A 16,847-nucleotide genomic window follows, 5' to 3' on the forward strand; every position below is an offset into this window, starting at 1 on the left:
CAAGGCCTCGGGGATTTCACGGCCCCTTAACCCTGTTCGGGCACACTTCTTCAAGCAATTCACAGTCCGGCCCGGTCGCGGCCGATCGATGCGAGTATGGCGCGGATGCTGATCGCCTGCCCGAGCTGCGCGAGCGAATATCGCATCGACGCCAGCAAGGTCGGCATGGAGGGCCGTTCGGTCCGCTGTGCCGCCTGCCGCGAGACGTGGTTCATCTCGCCCGCCGACGTCCTCGCCGGCCACGAGGCGGAGCTCGCCGCGCAGGCCGAGACCGATCCCCTCGCGGACGCGGCCTGGGAGGAGGCGACCGCCTCGGTGCGGAATGCCACCGACGTTCCGGCGCCCGAATCCCGACGGTCCGCCAAGCGCAAGTCCGCCGGGAAGGCCGCCGGGAAGGCGCGCCGCGCGATCCCGGGTCTGACCCCGTCGCTGGCTCTCGGCCTGACACTCCTGGCGGCGATCCCGCTCGTCTGCCTCGCCCGGACCAGCGTGGTCCGGGCCGTCCCGCAGACCGCCTCCCTGTTCGCGCGCATCGGCCTGCCGGTGAACGTGCGCGGGATCGAGATCCGCGACGTCGTCGCCTTCAACAACCCGGCCGAGGACGACAGTCCCGCGGAACTCGTCGTCGAGGGCGACCTCGTCGGCGTCGCGCGCTCGGACGCGCCCGTCGCGCCGCTGAGCGTCGAAATCCGCGACGCCGGCGGTCGGACGATCAAGACCTTCACGGTCGCGCCGCCGCGGACGATCCTCGCCGCGACCGAGACCGCGCGATTCCGCGCGAGCCTGCCGTCGCCGCCGGCCGCTGGGCGCGCGGTGGTGCTGCGTTTCGCCGACGCGTCCGCGACCCGCTCCGACCCTCGGGTGGCGGCGGCGGATCGGTGAGGCAGGTCCGCGCCGGCAATTAGCTCAGGTTGCGCCTCTCCCGCGGATCGGCAACCTTCTCGACGGCGCTCCCGTTGCGGGCGTGAGCGTCGGCCGACGTCGGCGTATGGGATCGCCGTGCCTTGAGTGTTCGCGAAACCGTTCCCATCGTCGTCGAGACGACCGACTCGGTCGATCAGAAGCGCGCCTTCGACTACTGGCGCAGCACGGCACTGGCGCGCGTCGACGCGACGCCGCTGGCACCCGACATCCCGTTCGCGGCGGGCCGCCGGCTCGCGATCACCCGTCACGGCGCGATCCTGCACACCCTGAGCAAACCGATCGGGGTCGAGCGCACGACGCAGCACGTGCGCCGGGACGGGCGCGACGACATCGCGATCGTGCTCCTCGTCCAGGGCAGCGGCTACATCGAGCAGGGCAACAGCGGCGCCGTGCTGGGCGCCGGCGACATCGCCGTCCATGCCATGGACCAGCCCTTCGCGATCGGCAGCCGCGATTCCTACGAGGAGATCCGCCTCCAGGTGCCGCGCGCCGCCTTCGTGAGCCAGGTCGGCAGCGTGCACGCCTTCGCCGGGCGCGGTCTCCGCGCGACGCCGCTCAGCGGCCTGTTCGCGACCTATCTGCGGTCGTTCTCCGAGACGGTCGGCGGTATGTCGGAGGCGGAAGCCGGCATCGCCCTCGAGGGCGTCCTGCACCTGCTGCGCGCCCTGGCCGACCGCCAAGGCGAGACGGCCGGCGACGAGCTGTCCGGGGACGCCGTACGGGCCCTGGCCCTCGCCCATATCGAGCGCCGACTGCACGATCCCGCCTTCGGGCCGGAATCGCTGCCGACGGCTCTGCGGGTCTCGCGAAGCCGCCTCTACGCGGCTTTCAGCGGCGACGAGGGCGTGGCGGCGAAGATCCGCGACGCCCGGCTCGACCGGGCCTACAGGCGGCTCCGCGGCGGCACGCGGATCGGGTCGGTGATGACGAGCTGCGGCTTCACCGACGCGGCCACCTTCAGCCGCGCCTTCCGCCGCCGGTTCGGCGTGGCGCCTCGGGACGTGCTGGAACGCCGCCCCTGACGGAGTCAGATGCGGCTGCCGCGCGGGTCGGAGACCGTCCGCCCGGGCGCGACCGCGCCCGCGAGCCGCTGCGCCACGCCGATGAACCCCAGGCCGAGGCGGATCGCGACGACGCCGACCCGCGCGATCCGGATCTGCCCGGGCAGCTGGCGCGGGCCGATCGGGCGGTAGGCGAGGCGCGGGCTGGCGCGCTCCGCCTCCGCGATGGCCTGACCCAGCGGGAGGGACGCGATGCGCCGCGCCTCCGGCGGAACGATGCCGATCGCCCGCGCCCAGCCGTCGCTCCGCGCGAGCGCCCCGCGCCCGTGCATCTGGCGGAATCGCCGCCGCCAGAGGTAGCGCCGCACGGCGCGCGGGAAGGTCTCCATCCGGGCATCGCAGAGCGCGTCGGGCTCCTCGCAGCGGGAGCGGATCGTGTCCGCCACGCCGCCCGGCGCGCGCCCGGCGAGGCGGGCCGAGATGGTCACGCAGACGTCGGTGGCGTGCCGGACCCGCAGCCCGTGTTCCAGCAGCCGGGCGATGAAGGCGCCGTCCTCGCCGAGCGGGATCTCGGGCATGCCGCCGACGGCGAGGTACGCGCTGCGGGTCACCGCGAGGGTCGCGCCGATTGCGGTCCGGTGGCAGGGCCAGGGGTCGTTCGGATCGGGATCGATCCGCGCCTCGGCCTCGGTGATCAGGGCGTCGTAGGTGTCCTCCAGCCGGCCGCGGGCGGGGAGCGAGGGCGGCAGCAGCGCCGCCTCCGCCGCGTCGAGCTCGACCCGGCCGGCCACAGCGTCGGCCCCGGCCTCAATCGCCGCGCGATTGCGCGCCACCCAGTTGGGCGGGACCCGGCTGTCGGCGTCGGTCGACAAGATGATCCCCGCATTCCCCGCATCACCCAGCCAGGCGGCGGCGGCGTCCATGGCCCGGCGCCGGGCCCATCCGGCATGGGCGCCGGAAAAATTCTCGACGGACACGCGGACCGGGATCGACAGCGTCGGCACCAGCGCGGTGACGAGGGCCTCGGTGCCGTCCGTGCAGTTGTTCAGGAACAGCACGAGCCCGACGCGCCCCGATTCGGCACCCTCCTGGGCGTCGATCGCCCGCAGGCACGCGGCGATCCGCTCCTCCTCGTTGCGCACGGGCACCGCCACGATCGCATCGGGACCCGGGACGTCTGACAAAGGGGGGCTCGACACCGGTGATCATCTCCGCCGGACCCGTCGTGCGGGTCTGGATCGGGCTTATGCCGGAGCTTCCCTGAACGGGACCGGACCGGGGAGACCTAGCGACGCGCCGCCGGTCAGAGGGTCTTCTCGACGAAGCCCTCGATCCATTCCGGCTGGGTCTCGCCGACCGAGCGGCCGACCTCGGTCTCGCCCTTGTAGGCGATCAGCGTGCTCTGCATCCGCACGTTCAGGCGGCGCAGCAGCTCCTTCTGGCTATCGAAGTCGATGTCGAAGATCTGGAGATCCTTGAAACGCGGCTCGGCCGCGAGTTTCGCGAGGATCGGCTTCTGCGTCCGGCAGATCGGGCACCACGGGGCGCTGACCGCGATCAGCACCGGCTTCCCGCCCTTCTGCGCGGCCTCGAAGGCCGCGTCCGAGAACGGCCGGGTCTCGCCCGCCAGGGCAGCGGTCGGGACCTCGAGCAGGGCCGGGCCGGCGAGGGCGAGGCCGACGAGCGCGAGGACGTGACGGCGGCTCTTCATGGCATGCGATCCTCCCGCGACCCCGTCGGCGCGGGGGGCTGCTGGTGGCGGGATGCTACGTCGCGCGCCCGGCCCCGTCCCTGTGACCTGTGCGCCCCGGAGACGGAAAGCCCCCGCGCCGGATCACATTGTCGAGACGCCGGACGGCGGCGCGTCGGACGACCGGTCCTCCGCCACGAGCGCCGCGATGTCGTCGGGATCCACCGCGTCGATCGGGCGCCGGATCTTCAGGGCGCGCGTGGGCGCGCCGGCGCGCATCACCAGCACGATCGTCTCCATGTCGGGGCAGCCCGGATCGGCGCAGGCGATCTCGTTGACCGCCAGCGTGTCGGCCTCGCCGAGGCCGAGGGCCGTCCGCAGATCCTGCTTCAGGCGCGCCGCGATCGCGGCGCGCTCCGCCGAGCGGGCCCGCCACGCCTTGAGGCTCACGAAAGCCATGCGCGATGCTCGTTGTCCTGCCGTGGAAGCCCGGTTGCGGATGTGTAACACTGTTACAGTTTTCCGGGGGCGGTCAAGCGTCGCCCCATGCGCCTGAAACAACCGTCGTGTTCACCGGTCATGTAGAGGCCGACCTCGGAAAAACCGACTGCGTTGGTCTTCGGACTCGACAGGGGCGTAGAGGTCCGGTGTGGTGTAATAGGCGCGCGAAGGATGTGAGATCTTGCGACCCTGGCGGGACGGACCGGACGACCGGCGGAGCTACCATCACGGCAACCTGAAGGAGGCCCTGCTGGAGGCCGCGCGCCGGTTCATCGCCGAGCGCGGGATCGGCGGCTTCACCCTGGTCGACGCGGCGCGGCTCGTCGGCGTGACGCCGGCCGCCTTGTACCGCCATTTCCGCGGCCGCGAGGCGCTCCTCGAGGAACTCGCCGGGCGCGGCTTCGCGGAGCTCGCCGCGCGTCTGGCGCGGGCCCTGACGTCGCGCGGGACGCCGCTGGAGCGGTTCACCCGGATGGGTGAGACCTATCTCGCCTTCGCCGAGGAGGAGCCGGCCTACTACGCGGCGATCTTCGAGACCCGCGGGGCACCCGTCGGCGGGGCCGATCCCGACGCGCCGCCCGGCACCCCCGGTGCGGAGGCGCGGCCGAGTCCCTTCGACCTGCTGGTGGAAGCGCTGCAGGCGACCTTCGCGGACGGGTTCGGGGGCGTGGCGCCCCGCTTCATCGCCCTGGAAGTCTGGGCCCTCGCGCACGGCCTCGCCACCCTCTCGGCCGCCGGCCATCTGCCGCGCGGCCCCGGCTTCCCCGACAAGTACGAGTTGCTGCGGGCCGGAGTCCTCGCCCTGGTCCACGGGGCGGGGCGCCCCGGCGAGCGCGACGGCGGCGGTGGGCGGCCTTGAAAGGCCCCCGCCGGACCCGCATGTTAACCGCGTTCACATGAACAGCGGAGCACAGCCGTGACCTCTCAATCCTCCTCTCCCTGGGCGACCGGCAGGCTCTGCCGGTCCGGCCCGTTCCCGCGTCGGTCGCTGGAGATCGGCGCGATCGTGGTGGGCTTCATCTACTGGTGGCCGATCGGCCTCGCGCTCGTGGCCTGGAAATTCGCGGGCTACCCGGCCTTCGCCGAGATGCGGGACGCCGCGCGCCGGACGGTGTCGGGGTTCGAGGGCGGGCGCCCCGCGTCGCGCTTTGCCCGCGCCTTCGAGGCCGCGAACCGCCGCGGCGGCAGCGGGAACGCCGCCTTCGACGAGTACCGCCGGGCCGAGCTCGACCGCCTCGAGGCGCAGCGCCGCGCCCTCGAGGAAGAGAGCCGCGCCTTCTCGGACTTCGTGGAGGAGCTGAAGCGCGCCCGGGACCGCGAGCAGTTCGACGCGTTCATGGCCAAGCGCCGGACCGAGGGTGGCGGCCGCGCGGTCTGATTCTGCGACGCGGCGTCCGGGCTCATCGGCCCGGACGCACCCCCTGAACACCGCGTGCCGTCTCAGGCCGCGCGGACGCGATCGAGGAACCGCGCCACCTCGCCGTTCAGGTGCTCGGACTGCTCCGAGAGCCGCGACGCCTCGGCCAGAACCTGCCCGGCGGCCTGACCGGTCTTCTCGACGGCCCCAGCGACGCTGACGATGCTGCGGGTCACCTCGCCGGTGCCGGCCGCGGCCTGACCGACGTTGCGGACGATCTCGTGGGTCGCCGCGCCCTGCTGCTCCACCGCCGCCGCGATCGTCGTCGCCACGCCGTCGATGTCCCGGATCCGGGCCGTGATCGTCCCGATCGCCGCGACGGCCTGCCCGGTCGAGGCCTGCACCCGCCCGATCTGGCCCGCGATCTCTTCCGTGGCCCGGGCGGTCTGCTCGGCCAGCGCCTTCACCTCCGTGGCCACCACCGCGAAGCCGCGCCCGGCCGCGCCCGCGCGCGCCGCCTCGATCGTGGCGTTGAGCGCCAGCAGGTTGGTCTGACCCGCGATGGTCGAGATCAGCCCGACCACGTCGCCGATCCGCGCCACGGCCTCGCTCAGGTCCCGGACCAGCGCGCCGGTCCGGTCGGCCTCCGCGACCGCCGCCCGCGCGAGGCCGGCCGAGCCGTCGACCTGCCGGCCGATCTCCTGCACGGAGGCGCCGAGTTCCTCGGCCGCCGCCGCCACGGTGCCGACGTTGCTGGCCGCCTCCTCGGCCGCGGCCGCGACGGTGGTCGACTGCCCCGCGGTCTCGGCCGCGGTCTCCGTCATGCCGCGGGCCGTGGCCTGCAGGCCGGCCGCCGCGGTCGAGACCTGCGCGACGATCCCGCCGACGGCGTCGGCGAAGCGGTCGGCGACCTGCCGCATCGCGAGGCCGCGCTGACGCGCCGCGTCCTGCCGGGCCGCCTCGGCCTCGGCCTCGAGCTGCCGAGTGCGGATCAGGTTGTCCTTGAACACCTGCACGGCGCGGGCCATGGCGCCGATCTCGTTGCGCCGCCGGAGGCCCGGGACGGCAACGGCGGAATCCCCGGCCGCGAGGGCCTCCATGGCCGCGGTGATCCGCCGGATCGGCCGGAGCACGCCGCGGAACAGGGCGAGCAGCCCGAGGGCGACGAGCAGCAGGGTCGCGACCAGGGCCGCCCCGTCGCGCCACAGGGTGCTCCGCGCCGCCCCCGACAGGGCCTCGGCCCGCGCAACCATCTCGTCGAGGCAGACGAAGGCGAGGTCGACGAGGGTCACCTGCTCGGGCGTGTCGAGCTTGCGCGCCTGGGCGAGCGTCAGGCCCGGCGGCGCGCCGCGAGCCAGGGCCTGCGCCACGGCGCGCCGGCGGGCGAGGGGGGCGCCCTCGAAATTGTTCTCCCGGGCTCGCCGGAACGCGGCCTGGACCGTCCCGGACGCCTCGGCCGCGGCCTCGATCGCCGCGTTCCAGGCCGCGTCGAGCCGTCCCCGCTCCTCGGCGGCCGCGACGGTCTCGTCCAGCGACCAGGACGCCCCGGCCGCCAGGGATGTCTGCACGCGCAGCGCGACGGCGCCGTTGGCCATGCGCGTCGCCCACGCCGCCCGCTTCAGGGCGAGGTCGCGCCGGAGGAGCCCGTCGGACAGCGGGATCGCGGCGTCCACGGCGTCGCTCGTGGCGATCAGGGCATCGAGCATGGCCTGGAGGGCGGCCCTGGCCTCCGCCGTCACCGCGCCGTCGCGACGCGCGCCCGGCACGTCCAGGGCGGCGTCGACCCGCGGCCGGAGGCGATCGAGGCGGCCGCTCGCCTCGTGCAGCCGGCCGAGGGTCGCCGCCACGGCGGGCATTTCCAGACCGTCGAGGAGCGGCCGGGCCGCGGCGAGCCCCGCGATGGCCCGCTGCCGGTCGGCGTAGAGCGACGCGCGGGTCTCGGCCTCGACGGGCTCGGCGGCGGCGAGGAACTGCAGCGTCGCGCCCCGCTCGAACCGGGTCACGTTCAGCGTCTGGAGGAGGGCGCGGCTCGCCCGCACCAGCGCGATGACCCGCTCGGCCTCGGCGGCGTGCTGCCGCGCCTCCCGCACGGTGCCCGTCGCGAAGCCGAGCATGATCGTGGCCATGACGACGAGGACGAGGCTCATGGTCGTCCGGATGGACAGGTCCCCTACGCGCATCGTGCCTCGGCTCCGGTCGCCCGTTCGATCGGGCATGCCGGAGCATAGCAAGTTTTTCCCCGCACAACCGTGACAACGAGAGCGGGCACAGGCACCCGCCTGCCTTCAACCGCTACCTTGCGCACTATCATGCCGTAATACGTCCCGATAATGACCGGACATCCGCGCGGATATTTTTGGTCACCACTTGATCAGACGCGGATAGGGTGCAAAAAAACTTCCATTTACCTGTGCGCAACGACACTCACGCTCGGAACAGCGCGCCGTCCGAGGGGTCCCGCGTCCCTCTCGGGGGGCGCCGCGTCAGCCGGCCAGAAGCGCGGCGAAATGGGCGACGAGCCGCCGGGCGACCTCGTCCTTGCCGAGGCGCGGCCAAGTCTCCACGGCGCCGTCCCGCCGGATCAGGTGCACCGTGTTGTCGAGGCCGCCCATGACGCCGCCCTCGGCCGACACGTCGTTGGCCACGATGAGGTCGCAGCCCTTCCGGGCGATCTTCGCCCGGGCGTGCTCGACCACCGTGTCGGTCTCGGCCGCGAACCCGACCACGAGGGGCGGGCGCCCGGCCGGCCGGCGCGCGATCGTGGCGAGGATATCGGGGTTCTCGACCAGCGGCATCGGCGCCGGCCCGGTTCCGTCCTTCTTGATCTTCTTGCTGCCCGCCTCCTGCTCCGGGCGCCAGTCGGCGACCGCGGCGGCGAAGACCGCGATGTCGGCCGGCAGCGCTTCCTCGACGGCGGCCAGCATCTGCCGGGCGGTCTCGACCCGCACGACGGCGACGCCCGGCGGGTCGGGCAGCGACACCGGCCCGGAGACCAGGGTCACGGCGGCGCCGGCCGCGGCGGCGGCGGCCGCGATGGCGTGGCCCTGGCGGCCCGAGGAGCGATTAGCGATGTAGCGGACGGGGTCGATCGGCTCGTGGGTGGGGCCCGAGGTCACGAGCACGCGCCGGCCGGCCAGGGGCCTGTCCCCGCTCGGGGCGCCGAGCATCCGCTCCAGCGCGTCGGCGATCTCGTTGGGCTCGGCCATCCGGCCGGGTCCGGATTCGGGCTCGGCCATCCGGCCGGCATTCGGCCCGACGATCCGGACGCCGTCGCCCTCCAAGACCGCGCGGTTCCGGCGGGTGGCGGGATGCGCCCACATCTGGACGTTCATGGCCGGCGCGATCAGGATCGGCAGGGTCGTGGCCAGCAGGACCGTGGTCGCGAGGTCGGCCGCGTGACCGCCGGCCATGCGGGCCATCAGGTTGGCGGTCGCGGGCGCCACCACCACGGCATCCGCCTGACGGGCGAGCTTGATGTGACCGATCTCGGCCTCGGAGGCGCGGTCGAACAGGTCGGTATGCGCCCGCTCACCGGCGAGCGCGGCCGCCGCCAGCGGCGTCACGAATTCCTGCGCCCCCGCGGTCAGGACCGGGCAGACGCTGGCGCCCCGCTCGCGCAGCCGCCGGATCAGGTCGAGGGCCTTGTAGGCCGCGATGCCGCCGCCGATGACGAGGAGGACGCGGCGATGGGCGAGGGTCTCGGTCATGCCGCCGACCCTCTGCGCGCCGGTGCGCGCGCGTCAAGCGGCCTCAGGCGGCGGCCGGGACGGCCGGCGCCTTCAGGCCGCCGAACCGGCGCTCGCGGCGACCGAACTCGGCCACGGCCTCGGCGAGGTCGTCGGGCCCGAAATCGGGCCACATCCGCTCGGTGAACAGCAGCTCGGCGTAGGCCGCCTCCCACAGCATGAAGTCGGAGAGGCGGCGCTCGCCGCCGGTGCGGATCAGCAGGTCGACATCCACCGGGGAGCCGTGCATCGGGCCGGCCACCAGCTTGCCGAAGCTCTCGCGCGTCGGCTCCTCGCCGGCGAGGCGCTGCGCCGCCGCGATGATCGCGTCGCGGGCCGAGTAGTCGACGCAGATCCGCAGATGCAGCCGGGTCCCCGCCGCCGTGGCGGCCTCGGCGGCCGCGATCGCCTGTGGGATGCCGTCGGGCAGACGGTCGCGCCGACCGACGACGCTGAGACGGGTGCCGGTGCGGGCGAGGCGCTGGGTCTCGTTGCGCAGGTACGAGCGCAGGAGCCGCATCAGGCCGCCGACTTCCTCGGCCGGCCGCTGCCAGTTGTCCGCCGAGAAGGCGTACAGCGTGAGCGTGCCGATGCCGTGATCCGGGCACGCCTCGGCGGTGCGGCGGATCGCCTCGACGCCCCGGTGGTGGCCGGCCAGCCGCGGCAGGCCGCGCTGCGTCGCCCAGCGCCCGTTGCCGTCCATGATGATCGCGGCGTGCAGGGCTCCCGGCACCGCTTCGCTTTGCATCGTAAAGTCTCCCGGCATGGGCGTGGCGTAGAGGTCTATCGAAACGGGATTAACATTCCCGGCGGGACGGGCGGTCTCACGCCGTTTTCGTGGCCGGATCGAGGCCGCGGACACCGGATTCGGGGCCGCGCTCGGCCGCCTCCGCGGCGTCGCGCACCACCTGCTCCAGCACGCCGAGATAGCCGATGAAGCGCCGACGCCCGACCGCCGTGAGGCGGCAGATCGTCTGCGACCGGTTCTGCGCGAAGCGCTTCTCGAGGCTCACCAGATCCGCCTCGCTCAGAACGGCCAGGTGGCGGCTGAGATTGCCGTCGGTGAGCCCGCACAGCCGCTTGAGATCCGGGAAGGGCAGCCCCTTCGGGTGCGCCACCAGGGAGGTCAGCACGCTCAGGCGCGCCCGCTCGTGGATGATCCTGTCGAGCCCCTCGTAGGAGAAGCGCCCCTCGGAACGGTCAGCGGTCGTCATCGAAGGCCCGGGCCCCGTGATGGATGATCCCGGCCAGCCACGCCTGGCCGAACAGGAAGGGCAGGCCCATCGTCCAGGGCGACAGGGCCCGCGTCTCGGCCGAGACCGCCAGGACGGCGAGGCCGGCGAGCAGGTACCAGGCCCCGACGCCCTGGACCGCCCGGGGCAGGATCCGGGCCGAGGCGAAGAGGCCGAGGCCGACCAGCACCTGCCAGAGACCCGGCAGCATCCAGACCTCGCCGGGCGCGAAGCGGGCGATGACCAGGGCGAGGCAGGCCCCCGCGCCCGCGGCCGGCAGGAACACCTCGATGGCGTTCCACACCATCGCGTCGGCGAGGCCGGAATGCAGGCGCCGGCTGCGCCGGACCGCCTCGACGCCGATCATCGCGAAGGCCGCGAGGGCCGCCGCGATCCAGAGGCCGAAGAACAGGCCCGGCCGCGCCGCGGGATCGCCGAGCCACAGGGCCTGCCCCGCCGCGCAGGCGAGCGCGAGGCCGCCGGTGCCGGCGACCGTCGCCGCGCCCAAGCCGCGGAACGCCGTATCGCGGGCGATCTGCGAGCGGATGGCCACGATGTCGGCCAGCGCCTTGTCCAGGTCCTGCATGTGCCTCAAGCCCCCGGCCGCAGCATGCCGCACTCCCCACTTTGCACCGCAAAGTATCGACGGGGTCGGCCCACCGCAAGCCGATTTCCGCGCGCGCATGCCGATCTTCTCAGCATCCGGGACCGCGGTCGAGTTCGCCCCCGGGTGAATTCTACCTATCGGTTGTATTCGCCACACCGTCTTTAGTGGAACGCCACGGCGCTCCGCGGCAGGTCCTCGGCATGGCCGGCGGCGGACGAAAGCCGTCAAACCGCACCCGCGCAGGGTTTCTCGGAGCGCGATCCGGGCCCATATTGTTCTCATGCCCGCACCGAAGAAACCGCGCGCCGCCTCCGTGACGGCCACGTCCGCCAAGGCGTCGAAGCCCGAGCTGAAGCCCCTGGACACCTATCTGGCGGAGCTTCTGAACCCGGCGCTCAACCGGAACCGTCCGGCCACCGTCGAGCCGCCCCCCGAGGCGCCGGCACGGCCGGGCCGCAAGGCGGGGGGCAGGAAGGGCAACCCGAAGGACGGGGTGCCCGCGGCCGCGACCCGGCGGGCCGAGATCGCCCGCGACGGCTTCGCGGAGGCCCCCCAGGCCGGCTACGCGCTCGGCGACGCGGCCGATGTCGACCCCCGTCTGGCGCAGGCGCTCGGCCTGACGCCGCCCGAGGACGGCCCCGCGCCGGAGGGCGCCGATCTGCCGGATCCCGGCGGCGACGGCGGCGCCTCGGCGACGGTGAGCGCGCTCGAGCGGCTGCTCACCGAGGGCAACCCGCTGTTCAAGGACGGCAAGACCTGGACGCCCCACCGGCCGGAGCGGCCGCAGAAATCCGAGGGCGGCGTCCGGTTCACGCTCAAGTCGGAATTCACGCCGGCCGGCGACCAGCCCCGGGCGATCGCCGAGCTCGTCGGCGGCGTGCAGGCGCTGGAGCGCGACCAGGTGCTGCTCGGCGTCACCGGCTCGGGCAAGACCTTCACGATGGCCAAGATCATCGAGGAGACGCAGCGCCCGGCGCTGATCCTCGCGCCCAACAAGACGCTGGCCGCGCAGCTCTACGGGGAGTTCAAGGCTTTCTTCCCCGACAACGCGGTCGAGTACTTCGTCTCCTACTACGACTACTACCAGCCCGAGGCCTACGTCCCGCGCTCCGACACGTTCATCGAGAAGGAATCCTCGATCAACGAGCAGATCGACCGGATGCGCCACGCTGCCACCCGCGCCCTGCTGGAGCGGGACGACGTGATCATCGTCGCCTCGGTCTCGTGCATCTACGGCATCGGCTCGGTCGAGACCTACACGGCGATGTCGTTCACGGTCTCGCTCGGGGAGCGGATCGAGCAGCGCCAGCTCATCGCCGACCTCGTGGCCCTGCAGTACAAGCGGATCCAGTCCGACTTCGCCCGCGGCACCTTCCGGGTGCGCGGCGATTCGATCGAGCTGTGGCCGGCCCACCTGGAGGATCGCGGCTGGCGGATCGGCCTGTTCGGCGACGAGGTCGAGAGCATCGTCGAGTTCGACCCGCTCACCGGCAAGACGATCTCCGAGCTGAAATTCGTGAAGGTCTACGCCAACTCGCACTACGTCACGCCGCGCCCGACGCTGCAGCAGGCGATCAAGGGCATCAAGCACGAGCTGAAGGGCCGGATCGAGGAGCTGACCAAGATGGGCCGCCTGATCGAGGCGCAGCGCATCGACCAGCGCTGCACCTTCGACATCGAGATGATCGAGGCGACCGGCGCCTGCAACGGCATCGAGAACTACTCGCGCTACCTCACCGGCCGGAAGCCGGGCGAGCCGCCGCCGACCCTGTTCGAGTACCTGCCCGACAACGCCCTGGTCTTCACCGACGAGAGCCACGTCACCGTGCCGCAGATCGGCGGCATGTACCGGGGCGACTTCCGCCGGAAGGCGACGCTGGCCGAGTACGGCTTCCGGCTGCCGTCCTGCCTCGACAACCGCCCGCTGCGCTTCGAGGAGTGGGACGCGATGCGGCCGATGACGGTCCACGTCTCGGCGACGCCCGGCAAGTGGGAGATGGAGCAGACCGGCGGCGTCTTCGCCGAGCAGGTCATCCGCCCGACCGGCCTCGTCGACCCGGTGATCGAGGTGCGCCCGGCCCGCAGCCAGGTGGACGACCTGCTGGGCGAGGTCCGGGAGGTGGCGCAGGCCGGCTACCGGACCCTCGTCACCACGCTCACCAAGCGCATGGCCGAGGACCTCACCGAGTACCTGCACGAGAACAGCGTGCGGGTGCGCTACATGCACTCCGACATCGACACGCTGGAGCGGATCGAGATCATCCGCGACCTGCGGCTCGGGGCCTTCGACGTCCTGATCGGCATCAACCTGCTGCGCGAGGGCCTCGACATCCCGGAATGCGCCCTGGTGGCGATCCTCGACGCCGACAAGGAAGGTTTCCTCCGCTCGGAGACCTCGCTGATCCAGACCATCGGCCGCGCCGCCCGCAACGCCGACGCGCGCTGCATCCTCTACGCGGACAACATCACCGGCTCGATGGAGCGGGCGATGGCCGAAACCGAGCGCCGCCGCGCCAAGCAGCTCGCCTACAACGCCGAGCACGGGATCACGCCGCAGAGCGTGAAGCGCGGCATCGCCGACATCCTGAGCAGCGTGTTCGAGCGCGACCACGTGCAGGTCGATACCGGGCTCGCCAAGGACGCCATCACGGTCGGCCACAATCTCAAGGCCGTGATGGCGGACCTCGAGAAGCGCATGCGGGCGGCCGCCGCCGACCTCGACTTCGAGGAGGCGGCGCGGCTGCGCGACGAGCTGAAGCGTCTCCAGGCGACCGAGCTGCTGGTCTCCGACGACCCGATGGCCCGGCAGGGCGACGTGGAGCGCGAGGCGGGGAAGTTCGGCCGGAAGCCGCCGCGCGGGGGCAGCCGCATCGCCAGGCCCGACCTCGACAATATGGGCCCGGGGACGGACCGGGAGCTGCCGGTGGGCGGCGCGGCGCCGGTCTGGCAGGAGCGGCCGAAGCCGCGCTCGACGCAGGGGCTCGGCGGTCAGAAGCCCAAGTACAAGGGCGGCGGTGGGCGACGGCGGGGCTGACCCGGCCGCCGGGACCTCAGGCGGCCTCGCTGCCGCGGCCGAGGCCTTGTCCCGACCCGGCCTCGCCGGCATCGACGATGGCCTGCGCGATCCGGACCACGAGGACGTGGCAGGCCTCGTCGTAGGCGTGGGAATCCGCGCGGACCGCCGCCTCAACGACGGTCCCCGCCTGCTCGCGCACGATCTCGCGGGCGGTGCGCAGCGCGTCGGCGTAGGGCTCAAACGGTCGGGGCATCGTCGCGCTCCGGAGACGCCGGGCCTGGCCCGGATAGGCGGCTGGAACGAGCCGGGCGACGAAACTGTTCCCCCGGCCGCTGGACGTCGATGCCGCAGCGGCCCAGATCAGCCGCGATGAGTGACGAGCACGCGATGGCCTCAGAGACGAACCCGCCCCCGACCCTCGACGACGAGACCCTGGCCTTCGCGGGCCGGGTCTTCCAGTACGCGCGGATGGGTCACGCCGAGGAGCTCGCCGACCTGTTCGGGCAGGGGCTGCCGGCGAACCTGCGCAACGACAAGGGCGACAGCCTGCTGATGCTCGCTGCGTATAACGGACAGGCGGAGGCCGCCCGGGTGATCCTGGAGGCCGGCGGCGACCCGGAACTCGCCAACGACCGCGGCCAGACACCGCTCGCCGGGGCGGCCTTCAAGAACGACCTCGCCGTCGCGCAGCTCCTGCTCCGGCACGGGGCCGCGGTGGACGGGACCGGCGACGGCACCCGCACGGCGCTGATGACCGCCGCCATGTTCGACCGCACCGAGATGGTCGACCTGCTCCTCCAGCACGGCGCCGACCCGGATCGCCGCGACGCCTCCGGCCAGAGCGCCGCCGACATGGCCCGGGCGATGGGCGCCCAGGCGACGCCGGCGCAGCTCGACGGGGCGCCCCGGCGGCAGGCGTGAGGCCGCGTCGCGAGAAGACCTGTTCGGGCGCGACAGGCGCCGCACACGGGAGCACAACCTTGTCGCGATGGATCGGGGCCGCCCTGCTGGCCTGCCTTGCCGGAACCGCCGCCCTGAGTACGGCCTCCGCCGCCGAGACGCCCTGGCCGGCCTTCGGGCACGACCCGAGCAACCGCAACTTCTCCGAGCTGACCCAGATCAACCGCGACACGGTCGGCCGGCTGCGCCCCGCCTGGATCTTCCAGACCGGGATCACCGGCTACTTCCAGGCCCAGCCGGTGATGGTGGACGGCACCCTCTACGTCTCCACGACGCAGAACAACGTCGCCGCCCTCGACGCGAAGACCGGCAAGCCGCTCTGGACCTACACCCACAAGCCGCGCACCGAGAAGATCTTCGGCCCGCCCTCCAACCGCGGGGTCGCGGTGTCGGGGGGCCTCGTCTTCGAGGCGACCATGGACGGGCAGCTCATCGCCCTGGACGCCAGGACCGGCCGGATCGTCTGGGAGAAGGAGGCGGTGCGCCCGGAGGAGGGTGAGACCGAGACCGCCTCGGGCCTGGCCGCGACCCTCGGCGGCAAGCCCGTCCAGGGTTCGAGCCGCCTCGGCTTCAAGATGCCGCCGCTCGTCGCCGACGGGCTCGTCATCGTCGGCGTCACCGGCGCCGGCTACGGCCTCCACATCGAGGACGAGGCGGGCGGCCTCGACGGCGGCTCGGTGGTCGGCATCGAGGGCGGATACGGGCGGCGCGGCTGGCTCGCGGCCTACGACGCGAGGACCGGCGAGGAACGATGGCGCTGGTACGTCACGCCCTCGGAGGGCTGGGAGGGCGGCTTCGTGGAGAAGACCGCCGACGGCACGCCGCTCCACCGCGACATCGCCGCCGAGAAGGCGGCGGCGCCCGCCAACCGCGACGCCTGGCGGGTGGGCGGCGGCTCCCTCTGGATGACGCCCGCCTACGACCCCGATCTCGGCCTGATCTTCCTCGGCACCGGCAACCCGGCGCCGCAGAATTTCGGCCTGTCGCGCCCGGGGGACAATCTCTACACGATGTGTCTCGTCGCCCTCGACGTGAAGACCGGGAAGCTGCGCTGGTACTACCAGCAGGTGCCGCACGACGAGTGGGGCTACGACGTCGCCGCGCCGCCCTTCCTGCTGGACATGCCGGGCGGCGCCAGGGCGGTGGCCTCGGCGAGCAAGACCGGCTGGATCTACGTCCACGACCGCGCCACGGGGAAGCTGCTCGCGCGCTCGGCCCCGCTGATCGAGCAGAAGAACCTGTTCGCGCCGCCGACCCCGCAGGGCACAGTGGTGGCGCCCGGCCCGCTCGGCGCGGTCTCGTGGCCGCCCACCGCCTATGACGGGACGCGCGCCTACGTGCAGGTCCGCCACGGGGCGACGACCTACACGGTGAAGACCGTGCCGGCCGCCGCGGGGCGTCCGGAGATCCGCTACACGGAGACCGGGGAGGCCAGGGGCGAGCCGTCCTTCAGCACGCTCACGGCCGTCGATCTCGCGGACGGCGGCCGGATCGCGTGGTCGGTGCGCGGCGCGAGCCGCCTCTCCGGGGGCACCCTGGCGACCGCCGGCGGGCTCGTCTTCTCGGGCGAGGAGGACGGCCATCTCGACGCCCACGACGCGCGGGATGGCCGGATTCTCTGGCGCTTCCAGTGCGGGGCCGGCATCAGCGGGCCGGCGATGACCTACGCACTGGACGGCAAGCAGTACGTCGCGGTGGCGGCGGGCGGCGCCTCATTCACCAGGGCGTCGGGCTTCGGCACCGGCGACGCGCTGCTGGTCTTCGCACTGCCCGATTGACCGCGACCGGCCCACAGCGCGGACGAATGTCGCGGCGCGCGGGACTCTCGACGCTG

The 16,847-nt window shown here is 73.2% G+C and carries 16 protein-coding genes; 7 read left to right on the forward strand and 9 right to left on the reverse strand.

Features of this window, described 5'->3' with window-relative positions; genetic code table 11:
• Positions 1 to 105: 105 nt before the first annotated feature.
• Both H288_RS0116065 and H288_RS0116070 read left to right on the forward strand, forming a co-directional pair.
• Entirely contained in the window at positions 106 to 882 is a 777-nt protein-coding gene (locus tag H288_RS0116065) for a zinc-ribbon domain-containing protein (RefSeq protein ID WP_042670636.1), read from the forward strand.
• Between the two features lie 122 nt (positions 883 to 1,004).
• Positions 1,005 to 1,946 carry a helix-turn-helix domain-containing protein gene (locus H288_RS0116070; protein WP_020093601.1) on the forward strand — a complete coding sequence of 314 codons (942 nt, stop codon included), beginning with the start codon at positions 1,005 to 1,007 and terminating at the stop codon, positions 1,944 to 1,946.
• Positions 1,947 to 1,951: 5 nt separating this feature from the next.
• Here the strand turns inward: H288_RS0116070 and H288_RS0116075 are convergent, their stop codons facing one another.
• The 3 genes from H288_RS0116075 to H288_RS0116085 all read right to left on the reverse strand — a co-directional run bounded on the left by H288_RS0116075 (position 1,952) and on the right by H288_RS0116085 (position 4,074).
• Entirely contained in the window at positions 1,952 to 3,124 is a 1,173-nt protein-coding gene (locus tag H288_RS0116075; RefSeq protein ID WP_026605001.1) for a glycosyltransferase, read from the reverse strand.
• Between the two features lie 104 nt (positions 3,125 to 3,228).
• Positions 3,229 to 3,636 carry a thioredoxin family protein gene (locus tag H288_RS0116080; RefSeq protein ID WP_020093603.1) on the reverse strand — a complete coding sequence of 136 codons (408 nt, stop codon included), beginning with the start codon at positions 3,634 to 3,636 and terminating at the stop codon, positions 3,229 to 3,231.
• 123 nt (positions 3,637 to 3,759) lie between these two features.
• A complete protein-coding gene (locus tag H288_RS0116085; RefSeq protein ID WP_020093604.1) occupies positions 3,760 to 4,074 on the reverse strand; it encodes a hypothetical protein in 315 nt (104 codons plus the stop codon).
• A gap of 223 nt (positions 4,075 to 4,297) precedes the next feature.
• Here H288_RS0116085 and H288_RS0116090 point away from each other — a divergent pair, with 223 nt between their 5' ends.
• Positions 4,298 to 4,975: a TetR/AcrR family transcriptional regulator gene (locus tag H288_RS0116090; protein WP_020093605.1), complete on the forward strand. Its 678-nt coding sequence runs from the start codon at positions 4,298 to 4,300 to the stop codon at positions 4,973 to 4,975.
• Between the two features lie 57 nt (positions 4,976 to 5,032).
• Positions 5,033 to 5,494: a DUF2852 domain-containing protein gene (locus H288_RS0116095; RefSeq protein ID WP_026605002.1), complete on the forward strand. Its 462-nt coding sequence runs from the start codon at positions 5,033 to 5,035 to the stop codon at positions 5,492 to 5,494.
• A 62-nt stretch (positions 5,495 to 5,556) separates the two neighbouring features.
• Here H288_RS0116095 and H288_RS0116100 read toward each other — a convergent pair whose 3' ends face one another.
• From H288_RS0116100 to H288_RS0116120, 5 genes are all read right to left on the reverse strand, one after another.
• Entirely contained in the window at positions 5,557 to 7,653 is a 2,097-nt protein-coding gene (locus tag H288_RS0116100) for a HAMP domain-containing methyl-accepting chemotaxis protein (RefSeq protein ID WP_020093608.1), read from the reverse strand.
• A gap of 303 nt (positions 7,654 to 7,956) precedes the next feature.
• Entirely contained in the window at positions 7,957 to 9,180 is a 1,224-nt protein-coding gene (gene coaBC / locus H288_RS0116105; RefSeq protein ID WP_020093609.1) for a bifunctional phosphopantothenoylcysteine decarboxylase/phosphopantothenate--cysteine ligase CoaBC, read from the reverse strand.
• Between the two features lie 43 nt (positions 9,181 to 9,223).
• On the reverse strand, positions 9,224 to 9,946 hold the full coding sequence (locus H288_RS0116110) for a di-trans,poly-cis-decaprenylcistransferase (protein ID WP_020093610.1): 723 nt from the start codon (positions 9,944 to 9,946) through the stop codon (positions 9,224 to 9,226).
• Between the two features lie 76 nt (positions 9,947 to 10,022).
• The gene (locus H288_RS0116115) at positions 10,023 to 10,412 is read right to left on the reverse strand and encodes a transcriptional regulator (protein ID WP_020093611.1); all 390 of its coding nucleotides are present in this window, start codon (positions 10,410 to 10,412) and stop codon (positions 10,023 to 10,025) included.
• Positions 10,399 to 11,016, reverse strand: a complete 618-nt coding sequence (locus H288_RS0116120) for a hypothetical protein (protein WP_020093612.1) — start codon at positions 11,014 to 11,016, stop codon at positions 10,399 to 10,401. Before H288_RS0116120 ends, H288_RS0116115 begins: the two co-directional genes overlap by 14 nt.
• A gap of 301 nt (positions 11,017 to 11,317) precedes the next feature.
• Here H288_RS0116120 and uvrB point away from each other — a divergent pair, with 301 nt between their 5' ends.
• A complete protein-coding gene (gene uvrB, locus H288_RS0116125) occupies positions 11,318 to 14,071 on the forward strand; it encodes an excinuclease ABC subunit UvrB (protein ID WP_020093613.1) in 2,754 nt (917 codons plus the stop codon).
• A gap of 16 nt (positions 14,072 to 14,087) precedes the next feature.
• Here the strand turns inward: uvrB and H288_RS0116130 are convergent, their stop codons facing one another.
• Positions 14,088 to 14,306 (reverse strand): hypothetical protein, encoded by a 219-nt coding sequence (locus tag H288_RS0116130; RefSeq protein ID WP_020093614.1) that lies wholly within the window; start codon positions 14,304 to 14,306, stop codon positions 14,088 to 14,090.
• A 134-nt stretch (positions 14,307 to 14,440) separates the two neighbouring features.
• Here H288_RS0116130 and H288_RS0116135 point away from each other — a divergent pair, with 134 nt between their 5' ends.
• Positions 14,441 to 14,974 (forward strand): ankyrin repeat domain-containing protein, encoded by a 534-nt coding sequence (locus tag H288_RS0116135; protein WP_020093615.1) that lies wholly within the window; start codon positions 14,441 to 14,443, stop codon positions 14,972 to 14,974.
• An 83-nt stretch (positions 14,975 to 15,057) separates the two neighbouring features.
• Positions 15,058 to 16,791, forward strand: a complete 1,734-nt coding sequence (locus tag H288_RS0116140; RefSeq protein WP_234083029.1) for a PQQ-binding-like beta-propeller repeat protein — start codon at positions 15,058 to 15,060, stop codon at positions 16,789 to 16,791.
• Positions 16,792 to 16,847: the final 56 nt, after the last annotated feature.

Source organism: Methylobacterium sp. 285MFTsu5.1 (assembly GCF_000383455.1).
In the GTDB taxonomy this organism is placed as follows: domain Bacteria; phylum Pseudomonadota; class Alphaproteobacteria; order Rhizobiales; family Beijerinckiaceae; genus Methylobacterium.